Raw genomic sequence first — 12,970 nt, 5'->3', positions numbered from 1 at the left:
CGTACCGTTGTTATCGCGGGAATAAAGCTCGTAAGGGATACGCAGGCTGTCCAGCACATGCATATACCTGGTCTCAAAATTATTGGGATTGTTGTCATCCTGGTCGACAAGGAGCACAGTCGCCGCCTTGCCACCGATATTAATAATTTCGTTTATATTGACAGAATCTGTCTCGGTTTTGTCCAGAACGCGGATATTTATTTCAGTTATCGACGGATCAGCCGTTTCAGGAACATCGATCAAAATCGGGTCAGCTAAATTGTCGATTTGAGCTCCGGAAGCCAGATCACCCAGGAGGAATGCGGAATCTTCCACGACAAGCTGATCGTTGTCGACTGAGGTATAAACATATAAACTTTCAGCATCGGCCCGATAATTAATCAGGCTGAGAAACACGCCGGCTTTCTCGCCCGGTTCGATATAGCCGTTGCCGTTGCCTTCAAATTCTTCCACATAGTAATCGAGCAGTTCCAGTCGTGGCCGGGTATAATTTATATCCAGGTTGGCTGTCATGATCGAATCCGAGTCGGAAATACCCCAGACAGCCACATAAGTGGTGTCATTTGTATTGCTCAATGATGATGGCACTGTCATTTCAGAAAATTCCCTGGCACCTGACGCACCCGGATAAGGATCGCCACTGTCACCGCCATTGCGATTTTCTTCCAGATCGAAATCACCGTCGGCCTGCTCGACCGCAACCAGGTATTTGTACTCGGTACGGTTGTGGAATTGTGACTGGTCCACATGCAGAATCATCAGCCCCTCACCCGGGGTGGCCTTGTTGAACCCGAGCCTGTTATTATTGTAAATCAGGTAATACTGGTGACCGTCATCATCGCCGTCAGTCCAGATCCGGGCGACATGCCCCGAAGTTGCGAAAGGCGGAAATTCATGGCCGATTTCGTTTTCGGTGATCAAATCCGGCGTCACCCAGCCGAGACGATATTTGCACCAGGCATCGAACTGAGCCGGAATTTCGCTCTGCCCGTTGTAACTGCCACCCGCCATAAGCGACCACTTGCCGATACCACTGGAACTGTAATCGGTATCGTACAGGTCAGGCAACCCCAGTGTATGCCCGAACTCATGGCAGAACACCCCGATTTTGACCAGTGTATTACCCCCCTGTGGAGAGGCCTCCTCCTCGGGATTCATGTTGTACGTATAGCAATAAACACCGTCATTTGTTTCAACGGGACTGCTAGTATTCCACTTGTGTGAATGGATCATGTTGGAATCACCGGTCGTTTCAAAGCCGGCACCGGCATGGACAACCACCAAACCGTCGATGACACCGTTGCCGTCCGGATCATAATACTTCGAATAATCCACGTAATAGTCGGCCATCATGACTGCATCTTCGACAAGTCTCTGGGCATTATTGGGATAAGGCCCTCCAAAGCCTCGTGAACCATTTACATAGTAATCATAAGTGAATGGCATCATCATCCAGCCATACACATCGCCCTCAACCACGAACTGACCATAGGAATTTTCTTTATAGAATTCCTTCATACTTCCGTTCTCTAATAGTCCTTCTGAAGATACCATATTCTTGAAATAAGCTGAATCACCATAAACATCATCGGAAGCGAGATTGTCGGAAAATTCAACCAGGAGAATGATCAATCTTGCCGTATCGGGGCCGGACCCGAGAGAAATCTTGTGATGTTGAGTGAGGGGGAGATCGGGAGGCCGATTAACCCCGCGCTCATAAGCTTCATTCATACTTTCGACATAATCATCCCAGCGTCCCTCGGCCTTGAGCCTGGCTTCGATTCTGGGATGAAGCGAGCTGGCGTAAGCGCCGGCTGAAAATACAAATACTAAAACTGCAAGTAGAAACAGGTGTTTTATGTTCGTTTTTGAATTCATTACTCACCTTCCCCGCTAAGTTCACTCCATTCAGAAAATTCAACAGTCCACAATCGTCTTTGTTCTCATAAATAATATATTTTTTATCTTTAATACTTCAAGCAGATTATTTCAAAATCATCATCTTGCGCGAGTCTGAACCCTTACCATCCACAATCATGCGATAGAGATACATTCCGCTGGAAAGATCTTTACCACTCTTGTTTTTACCTTCCCAGTTTATATCGGTTTTTCCAGCAGAATACCGACCCTCGGTAATCACGGCCACTTTCTGACCCAGAAGATTGTAAGCTTCGATCACGACGTGCGCCTCATGCTCCAGTTCGAAACTGATCGAGGTGGCCATATTGAATGGGTTGGGATAATTCTGTGCCAGGCTGAAACTGCTCGGAAGAACCGGTTCGCCATCATCGATATCATCAACCGAGGTGGAAATGTTATAGCGGTCATAAGCTTCGTCGAGTATCAGGTTGAGTTCCGCAAGACTACCGGCAGTGACAATCGCAAGTGCCGACTTGATGCTGTCATAGGTCATATCCGGTTCGATGCGAAGCGCGAGCGTGGCATAATAGTCGCCCCACTTGGCTGTATCTCCCATGCTCGAACCACCACACATCAGCTCGAACTTGTCATCATCGGACAGAGCCGATTTGCCGTCCAGCGGATTGGCATGGATACCGGCATTGGCAACAGGGCCACTTATGAAACGGACACCGACATACAGGTCTTCATCCTGATTAAAAGCATACAGAGTCTGAGTACCCTCATCGTAGGCATATTTTTCCATACCGGAAGCCTGGCCGGAAAGATCCCAGTCTGCCAAAATCCCGAGGTAGAAGCTGTCGATCAACGCCAGGTCGGTCGCCGCTATTGAATACTCTATTACGGCGCAGTCCTGCAGGGCCTGATCAGCAAAAATCGAGGTTTTCTGCGAGACCTCGATACCCAGCGGAGTTTCCGCATTGTCGTCACTGAAGAGGGAATGATGATCGATATCCCCAAAATCACCCGGAATCGTTTCAAATTGATCCAGAGCCAGAAAATCGTTGTCGGAGAAAAAACCGTGCTCACCGCGGGCGCAGTCATTTACAATTCCGCTAAAAGGATCGATCAACACCAGCGAGAATTCAGACAGAATATCGAGGCCGTTGTTGTTCGCTACGAAACCGTGACCACCCTGTCGGTACAGCGAGCCGTGGCCGTGACCGAGACCGCCGAAATTATCGACCGTGAACTGCAGGGTACCGCTGTTGAGTGTAGTCAGGCGCGCGACCGAAGACTGCCCCACAATTATCGTAATACGTTCGCTTGAAATCAAATCGCTCTTGAAGTCATAAAAGTCTATGTTAGCAGTAACTGCCTGGCCGGCTACAACCTGATCTGAGAGCCTGAGCACAAACGGGCTGGCCTGGTTGGAAGCAGTGCCACCGGCAGAAATCGAACCGAATCCAGCCGAATCGACATAGATCACGGCATCGCTTTCGCTTATGAAGAGCTTGCCCCAGAGACCGGAGACAGCTTCATTCTGATTATTGATTTCGATTATAAGATCGAACGAATCCGCAGATTCGATAATACCATCATAGCCGTCAAAATATGCATAAGTTGCAATTTCGATTTCGGGATAAGAAGGCGCGGGCAGAAGTTCCAGTGCCTGTTCCAGGTCAACCAGACCCATACCGTAGGCATTGTCTTCACCCTCCGGACCGAGATCACGGGCGGAATTATACAGAGCCAGCTTGATCTGTTCGGAGGTAGCCTCGGGATTGTACTGACGAAGAAGCGCAACAGCACCGGCGACATGCGGAGCGGCCATTGAAGTACCGCTCATATATCTGTATTCGCCATTTTTAGTGCAGGAACGGATAATCATACCGGGAGCGACCACCTCAGGTTTAATCTCGGAGCGGTCACATCGGGACGGTCCCCGGCTGGAGAAACCAGCCACGGGGTAGGTCGGATCGATCTGGTCAATAGCACCCACTGCGAAGGCATTCAGGGGTCCGGTAGCCCGGTCGGCAGGTTGCCTGATACTCAGCGAGTCAGGACCCTCATTCCCAGCGGCAAAGATACAAACTACCCCCAGCGACTCGAGGTTATCTATGGCATTCCAGAAGGTGTTGTCACAGTCAGAAAAGATACCTGAGGGGATACCCCATGAATGACAGATAACATCCGGAACATCGTCTATAGTTCCCGGGTCGCCGTCCGGATCAGCGGCCCATTCGAAGGCTTTGAGGATATCCGAAATTGTGCGTGACAGGCTGGAACCGCGGTCGATCACCGAAGCGGAAATCCAGCGCGAATTAAAAGCTACCCCGATCGTATCACTGCCATCCAAACCGGCCATAATACCCATGACATGAGAACCGTGGCCGTTGTTATCTTCAGGATACTCACTGCCGTAAGGATCGAACCAGGCCATGCTCCTGTCGGACAAGAAGTTGCCCATCCAGCGATCCTGCAGGGCGGGATGGTCACCGTCCACACCGGTATCGAAACTACCTACTAAGCGTCCCTCGCCCGTCAGTCCGCGAGCCCAGAGCCTGTCAGCGCCGATCACCTTCAGGTTATCAGCCGCCGAGGCGGACATCCGCGGAGCTTCGCTTTCAGAAACCGGGTCGACCAGGGCCAGATTGGTGTCGGGAGCCACAAAACTGACACCGTCGAGACCGGCCAGGTTCGCCAAATCAGTTCTATTAACCTCGACCAGGGCGGCCGAAGTAATCCAGAAAGTCTCTTTAATTTCGATCTCCAAAGATCCGGCAAAAGCATTGTTCTTAAAATCAGCAACAGCTTCAGCCGAGGATGAATTGAGTTCACGATAGAGCTTGCGATGAAGTCCGGAGCGGTTAAGATTAACCCTGTCGGCAAGGTTTTTAGTGTGGTTATTATCAAAGAAAACAAGCACTTCAATTCGCTCATCCGGGGAATTCATCCAGCCGTTCTGCAGAGAGCTTGACAGCTCTCCGCAGACAGCGTTTGGTGGAGTAAAAAGGAGAACAGCTGACAAAATGACAAACAAACAGAGCGTGAAATTTTTTATAAATCTAAATGGTGCTGGCATGGTGTTCATGATTATCTCCTTTCAATCTCCACCCCCTATTGAGCAATCCCCGTGCCACACGAAAACTGTTCAGGACCTGCACAATTCAGGTTGAAAAGGATGTCACACCCGGTTAGGAAATTCAATTCAACCGATTACATTTTATGGACTTGGAGCCGAGTAGAAGAATCTGTTTCAGTATACGTCGGAGTAACTTTCTTTCACACCTGAATGCAACCGGCTTCACAACCGCACCAGTAGTGCAGGATTTTGCAAACCGCTCGAATTTGCTTGTTAGTAGAATATAAATAGAGTAAACTATAATTATGTTATCTCAGAGGATGATAATTAAAAACGAGAAGGCCCTCCTGCTGATTCTTGTTGGAGTATATATCCTGCTCAGGATTTTATACTTATGGCAATACAACCAGAGCCTGTACTGGGGTGACCTGACAGTCGACGCCCGCTTTCATTATAACTGGGCCCGGGCTGTCGCGGAGGGCAGTATAATCGGCGAAGAAGTCTTTTTCCGGGCTCCCCTGTATCCCTACCTGCTGGCCGTATGGCATTACCTGTTTTCAGGTAACCTCCTGGCTATCATAATCATACAAAACCTCATAGGGATCGGATCGTTTGTTATAACATATTATCTTGCACGGAAACTGTATAATCCCATAATTGCCCTGATAACGGCAGTTTTGTACCTGTTTGTGTTCGATTTCATCTTCTTTGAATCGGAATTGCTCCTGGATTTTCTGCTGGTTTTCTTTTTACCGCTCTTTTTTTTGCTGGTTTTTAAGGCGGAAAAGTCGGCTCGAGATTATCTGTGGTTGATATCCGGCATAGTTCTGGGTATGGCAGCAATGACCCGTCCGACGGTCTTAGTTCTGGCAGTGATTGTGCCAGTCTATATATTTATCTCACACCGAGATACACTCTTCAAACGCAATCTCAGAAGGATACTGTTCAACCTGACAGGTGTGGCTTTGGTCCTTCTTCCGGTGGCCGCTAGAAATGCGCACGTTGGAGGGCATTTCAATCCACTTCCAACCCAGGGAGGAATCAACTTCTATATCGGTAACAACCCGGAGGCTACCGGATGGTCGGCGGCTATGCCGGAGCCCTTAGGTAAGGACTGGCAGTACGCAGATTGTAAGTATCTGGCGGAAAAGGATATGAATCGAATTCTGGGTCCCCGGGAGGTTTCCTCCTATTGGTTCGGAAAGGGTCTCGATTTCTGGCATCAAAATCCCGGCCAGGCTGTTAATCTGACATTTAAGAAAATCTGGTTGCTGATTGCGGATCGAGATGTTTCCAACAACCGCAACATCTCGCAATTTCGTTCTCAGATCGGTGTCTCCAGAATCTTGGTTGTATCGCTCTGGCTGTTAGTGCCATTCGGGATACTGGGAGCAGTATACAGTTTCAAATATAATAGAAAAACAGCTTTGATTGTTGCTTTCATGATTTCATACAGCGCCGTTATTGTCCTGTTTTTTGTTACATCACGTTTCAGACTGCCACTATTACCGTTTGCGGCCATTCTGGCAGGTTACGGTATCCATCAATTCATCGCTCTGATAAGGTCGAGAAAAACAGTTTCAACTCTGATATGTTCTTTACTGCTGATAATGCTGTTTGCGCTAACCCAATACCTGCCATACGGGATAGATTTCTCCAATCCTCATCAAGAGTTATACAGCAGGGCTAATCGACTCTTGGCAAATGGAAATCATGACAGGGCTCGACAGCTATATCGTGAATTACTTGAATTCGATCCGCACTACCCGCAGGCGAATCTGAACCTGGCGACCAGCTTTGTACGAACCGGCCAGCTTGACTCCGCGGCAGTCTTCTATCGGGCTGAGATCGAATACAATCCCGCCTCTGCGCTGTCTATGACCAGCCTGGCGGAAGTCGAGAGACTGCGTGGCAACAAAGAAACAGCATTTCAGCTGGCAGAAAAGGCTCTGTCGCTTAAGCCTTATTTCACCGAGGTTATCATCAACTACATCAAGGCCGCGCGCGAGGTCGGGAGGCAGTCGCAGGCGCTGGCAAGAGTGGACAGTATCGAGCACTACTATCCCGATTCGCCCTACTACTACTTCTACCGTGCAGTGCTCAAGATTGACCTGGCGACCATACTGGGCACTGACCTGCGTTCGGCGCAGGATGACCTGGTGGTGGCACGCAGACTATTGGCCTCCGAAAGACAGCCGACCTATGAGCGCGACCCGTTACAGATGGAAACACTTTATTCGATAAAAGAAAAAGACAAGCTGAAGGCACAGGTGGAAGCCAACCTGGGGCTGATCGCTATGCGCAGTGCGGAGTATTCAGATGCCTATGACTATTTCAGCTCTGCTTTGGAAGCAGACAGCACGATGTTTCGGGCTCAGGCAGGACTGATCGAGTCCTCATTGATGTCAGGTAATTACCGGCAAGCGCTGGATGATTTAGATAAACTGAATTATGGCTCTGAAGACAACCAGAGGGTACTTATGCTTATGTACAAGGCACAGGCTTACTACGGTATGAACCGATTCGGGGACGCCATAGAAATATTAGAAGAGATTCTTCGGATCGATCCCGGCTATCAGCCGGCGGTGAATATATTGAAAAAAATAAGGCAGGAAGATTAAATCTTCCTGCCTCTCAGTTTATTTGCAGTCAATGCGACTGATAGTTCTGGTTATTCCTCGAGGAACCACTCGATCATACCTCTCATCAGTTCAACCGCTTCCGCTTTGGGACGGCAATACAGTGAGAAGCCGAAAACCGCAGTTTTGTACAATCCGCCATCCTTGCGAACAGCGATAGGTTTACCGTCAATGGTTTCACCATGGAACTTGAAATCGCGCGGGTTGTCGTAGAGCGAATTTGCGATATACAGAGCTTCGGCTGACGGGTCTTTCTCGAAGTAATTCACCCAGGGCTCGGCATTCTGTTTAAAGGGATAATTGTTCTTCTCAAACCACGAGCGCACGACCGTAGTGTCGTTTTCAAAAACCGTATCAGTTTCCGCAATCCATGTATTCTGTACAATAAAGTAATCATCCAGCCTGTTGCTGTCGACACTCAAAACCAGGGGCAATCCCGTAATTCTTTCGTCGGCGACAGCCTGGACCATCTCCTCGTTGGTAACACCGGTAATATACCACCACCATTCCTCATAAGGTGCGCTCATATTGTCTCGCTCACCCCATCCGGCCATGTATTCACCATTAATACCGAAGTAGTGATTTTCGAATGCTCCACGAGCAAATGATAAAAATCCTCTAGGTTTAATGTTCGGATTAAAATTATTCCACCCGATCAGCATCACTTTACCGCCGATATCCATGTAGTTTGCCAGGGAATTCCAGTGTTTGTTGCGATCGTTCTTTGCCTGACAGTTATCGGCCACCATTATGACCAGCTTGTATTTCACAAGCGTATCCACTCCGGGAACCCTCTTGTCGTTAGGTCTATCGGTATTAAGATGGAAGTACAAATCGTCGACCGGGTAACCTGCCTCTTCGAATATTGAAGAATAGCGCTCCTGGAACATAAGCACCCTGGGGTCATCCTTGCCATAGAATTCGATATCGCGCGCAGTCAGGATCATCATGGATCCAGGGAAGTAAGTGTTGTTGTCAATCAACAGGACATCCTTTTCGAACTTTGGTTCCAGAACCCGAAATGCCGTCACCTCCGGCTCAGGGTCAGCGACAAAAGCGTCGTCACGGCTCATCACCTTAAAAGTAAACCACTTGGTTCGAGTCTCGGAGCTGGGAGGTGCCTTGTCATAAAGGTCGTACAACGTCACACCCTCCTGCTCGACCCAGACAGAGTTGGTGGTCGAATCATAGGATTCGCGCACCAGTTTGCTGGGATCTGAAGTAGAAGTATCATCAATAGAATCAAAAGGCCCATACAACTGCCAGTGGAACTCAAACTTGGGCTGAGCCCGCTTGTAATCGAGCGAGTCAGAACCTTCCCATGAGAACGGTACACCATCATAGGATTCATACAGCGTGTCCAGGCTGTAATATAGGATGGTATCTTCAAAATAGAGATGAGTGTCGGGCGCGTGATTGTTGCGGTAGAACATTCGGTACGCCAGGATATTGATCTTCTGTTGTCCGTTCTCGGAGATAGTATCGGTCAGTCGCGAGACGGCGCCATGATTATCGACAGCCTGAACAAAGAAGTACTGCTTGACATAGATTTCGGGATCGATATCGGCAAAGAACTGGATAGTATCCGTAGTTGGAGACTGGGAGGGGTTTTCGCCAATAACGATACTGCTCCAGTCATCATAATCTTCATCCTGGACAGTATTCGTGATGTATGTCAACGGATCGTCATTGATTTCATCAGCCTTCTTGACGACATAACGATATTCCTTAATGTAGCCATCTTCATCACTGGCAAACCAGTACAGGACCGGATTTTTGGAATACTGTGTGCCACTTGTCGGGATATTCGCCAGGTAACATTCCGGCGCTTTATTGACCGGCTTTGGACCGTCGAATCCCGGTTCGCCACATCCCCAGATCGCGGCCATAGCGAACATCGCCACGACTGCTGTCGGGATGATAACTTTCATGTATTTACTTTTCATCATACCTCCAAGTATATCTCATCGTGATATTCATAGTCATTCAGCCTAAAACGCGAATCCAAAAGTGAACCTGTGAACTGATTCCAGAACACCGAAATCAAAGAAGGCATAATCAGCCGTCAGAGTCCAGTTGTTGACCGGAAGCCTGACACCGGCACCGGCTGAAAAACCGCCGGTATCGATCTGGAATTTCTGGCCCATCCGGAGGCTGAACATCTCCTTGTAGGTATATTCCATACCGGTCGTGTACTTCTCTTCGTTGTCGGCCGGATGAGCGCCCTCGGCGGCGAGGGTCAGGCGATGAAGATCGCTTTCGAGCACATTAAACGATGCGCCGAATTTAAAATTAATCGGCAAAGGATGCGCTTCAGAGATAAAAGTCATGTCGGGGCCGAAATTTGAAATCACCATCGAGATTCGGAAACCGCGATAACCGGTATCATAAGTCGTACCGACATCGGCACCCCAGCCAGTCGAGCGCATTTCCTCATAGACCTGGTCGATCACTTTCAGGGTCGCGCCGACCGAGAAATGGTCCGTCAGGTTACGAGCATAGCTGGCGCTGAGAGCATACTCCTTGGCACCAAATGTTCTGCCGGTGCCTTCGGTATGCTCGTATGTGGTTTCATCGACACTTCCGGCATCAAGCATGTACACGCCGAAGCCGAAAACACCGCCCAGATCCCACATCGGCAATACAAATCCGCCGAATTCGTAGTTGATATCCGCGGCGTACTCGATATGGGTAAACATGAATTGCTTTTCGTAGACATAAGTCAATCCCGAGGGATTGTAGTAGACCGCGGTGGCGTCATCGGTCATTGAAATGAACGCTTCACCCATCCCCACCGCTCGGGCGGAAACGCCGATCTCCAAAAACTGCGCGCCGGCAGTACCAACCTTGGCTTGTCCGTAGAGATACCCAGGCGCCAGCACCAGAAGCAGCATTACTATAAGTAAGAGTTTTTTCATTGATATCACCCTCTCTCCATTCCTAAAGAATGATAACTATTTTGCCAGTTTGCGTGCCCTGGTCGGATTCTATACTGTAAATATAGATTCCGCTCACGACCGCCTGAGTATTACGTGTGATTAAATCCCAGTAAATCTTGGAATCTGTTTCTGATAATCTCCCGGGATGTTCTATCTCGCGCACCAGATCACCATCGGTGGTCCAGATCTTGATCGTACATTCCGCGGGTAAATTAACGAAATGAATACGTTTATCGTATACACCGTCACCCGGCTCGTAGCCGTCATCGTAATATCCTGCATCACCCCGATAAGGGTTGGGATAAACCGAAACGCTGGCGTCTTCTTCTTCCACCTGGTCCGCTGAATAGATCGGATAGACCAGAGTGGCATTACCCAGTTGTGAAGACTCCAGGGGTTCGAGATTGTTTTCCGGGTTGCCGTAATCGAAAGCAGTCACCGCGAAATAGAATGCCTGCGATGACAATAGCCCTTCGATCGTATATTCGTATTCATAGTATTTATGATACCATTCCCCGTCGATTTCGACATAATTGTCGGGGAAGTCCGCACGACCAGTGTCTTTTGTAATGGTTCCCGCCTGAATCTCATCCATATAGCTCTTTTCCAGACCGCGTGGATCGGAGAAATACCGGTTGAAATCGACCGGGACGAAGAACATTTCCTCACCGTTTTGCGGATCAGTAAAAGCGGTAGTCGAGTCATCATACTGCTCGGGATCGAAGTTTTCGCCGTAGAGCGTCTTGAGACTGTCCGGAGAAAATGGTATCTCGGTCAAAAACCATCTATCCTTGGCCGGATCATACCAGTAACGGCTGAAGTCGACCAGGTCATGCGAGGTCAACAGGGCAAATTCATTTCGGTTAAGTGTCTTGCCCATATAAACCCGATAGCCTTCGAAATCCTGCTTCTGCGAGAACAAGTCCTCGTAGGTTTCGGTTTCCAAACCGTTCCAGCGAATTGTAACCTCGCCCGGAACCGTTGAATAACGCAGTATCGGCGGAGGCGGAGGAGGCGGACCTTCCCAGTCGGGAACACCGTCACCTGCATAATAAATGCGTTCGATCACGTTGCCGTCATCATCGAGTCGCTCATAATACTTACCGGAGTCATTATCGCCATCAGTGTCGACACCCGGGTTATCATAGACCCAGGCCGCCCAGGTGGCGTTGACAGCAAAATCTGTGAAATCCAGTTTTTCATAGAAGATGTCCGGATCGTTGACATCGTAGCTATCGAAATCATCCGGTTTGACATGGAAGTTATCACCGGCGACATAAGCCAAAGTCACCGGAAGTGTATCGCCCGGATCAAGATTAAACGGACCAAACGAGATCAAATAACGCGTGTCATAACCAGCTGCGATTCGACGGACCAATTCATTAGCCGGAGGAGGCAACCAGCCCTGTTCGGTATAGTCCACACCCGTATAGATCTGGTCATAGTCAAATTCGTTATTTGAAAGGAGATAGTACTTGTTCTTGTCACCTTCGGGAGTACCGAGACCGCCAGTACCAAAACTACGTTCATTCTCTTCTTTCATGGGACCCCAGTCATACTTATTCGGTTGATCCTGCTCTGAAACCCACCAGTTGAAGGAATAACGAAGATCTGGATTAGGTGTCCTGACTACTCGCGTACCGGTTACACCCAGCGGGCTTTCACGGGTAAAGCTACCGCCTTCGGGATCACCGTCGTTGTCAGCGATCCAGGCGACACGAATCGTGTCTTCGAAATCGCCCGATGGATTCGGTACCGTTTCGCGGAAACCGCAGATATCGTCGTCGAAACCACCTTCATTGTCGGAGTAAGTCCGGTATAAAACATCGGCGTCGATATAAATCCCCATCCAGAGCTTATTTAGCCTCTTTTGACCGATGTTCACGAGATCGAAATCATACAGGATGAAATCCTCGGCATAGCTGTAATCCCAGGAATAACTCTTCTGTATAACCTTCAGGTTGAGCGGTTCATGGGGACGTTTATCCATGTCATCAGCCGGGACATACTGCGGATCGGTTAATGTATCAGAATAAACCGAGATATAATCTGCAACCGAGATAGCATCTTCACTATAGGCCGCGTCGGTTCGGCGATTGGAACGTTTCTGAATAGCACCTGACTGGCCCGAGTCGGGATACATCTCCTTAATATGCTGCCAGCCATCGGTACCAACCGATACCAGGGTATCCTCATCGACAATCGCGCCGACCCAGAGCGCACCCTGGAAGAGATATTCGATATCAGAACCGGCGGGGAACTGACATGAAGGCGCAATCGTTCCGGTCTCGGGATCTAAAAAGCTATTCTCGAGCTGACTGCCGAAATAACCATAGTTGGTTACCGACATCTGAATCTGTCCCACCTTATGTACCCGTAATTGTGTATTGGGTACAGCCTCAGTGGTCTTAAACAACGGCTTATGCGGTCCGGAGATGCCAGACTTG

Annotated in this window: 6 protein-coding genes; 1 reads left to right on the top strand and 5 read right to left on the bottom strand. The window is 49.0% G+C overall.

The genetic code is table 11. The features are described from left to right. Both GF404_07035 and GF404_07030 read right to left on the bottom strand, forming a co-directional pair. Positions 1–1,878, bottom strand: a 1,878-nt coding sequence (locus GF404_07035) for a M6 family metalloprotease domain-containing protein (protein MBD3381934.1), incomplete at its 3' end; no start/stop codon positions are given. 106 nt (positions 1,879–1,984) lie between these two features. Continuing rightward, on the bottom strand, positions 1,985–4,954 hold the full coding sequence (locus GF404_07030; protein ID MBD3381933.1) for a S8 family serine peptidase: 2,970 nt from the start codon (positions 4,952–4,954) through the stop codon (positions 1,985–1,987). 296 nt (positions 4,955–5,250) lie between these two features. On the opposite strand from GF404_07030, the gene GF404_07025 reads away from it, so the two are divergent. Beyond that, positions 5,251–7,566, top strand: coding sequence for a tetratricopeptide repeat protein (locus tag GF404_07025; protein MBD3381932.1), 2,316 nt, complete (start codon positions 5,251–5,253; stop codon positions 7,564–7,566). 50 nt (positions 7,567–7,616) lie between these two features. Here GF404_07025 and GF404_07020 read toward each other — a convergent pair whose 3' ends face one another. From GF404_07020 to GF404_07010, 3 genes are read right to left on the bottom strand one after another with little or no spacing between them, the layout of a single operon-like run. Further along, positions 7,617–9,533, bottom strand: a complete 1,917-nt coding sequence (locus GF404_07020; GenBank protein ID MBD3381931.1) for a hypothetical protein — start codon at positions 9,531–9,533, stop codon at positions 7,617–7,619. A gap of 42 nt (positions 9,534–9,575) precedes the next feature. After that, positions 9,576–10,502, bottom strand: a complete 927-nt coding sequence (locus tag GF404_07015; GenBank protein ID MBD3381930.1) for a PorV/PorQ family protein — start codon at positions 10,500–10,502, stop codon at positions 9,576–9,578. A gap of 22 nt (positions 10,503–10,524) precedes the next feature. Further along, the gene (locus tag GF404_07010; GenBank protein MBD3381929.1) at positions 10,525–12,873 is read right to left on the bottom strand and encodes a hypothetical protein; all 2,349 of its coding nucleotides are present in this window, start codon (positions 12,871–12,873) and stop codon (positions 10,525–10,527) included. Between the last annotated feature and the right edge of the window lie 97 nt (positions 12,874–12,970).

The organism is Candidatus Zixiibacteriota bacterium (assembly GCA_014728145.1).
Classification (GTDB): Bacteria; Zixibacteria; MSB-5A5; order JAABVY01; family JAABVY01; genus WJMC01.
This window is presented reverse-complemented; position numbering and strand designations above follow the sequence as displayed.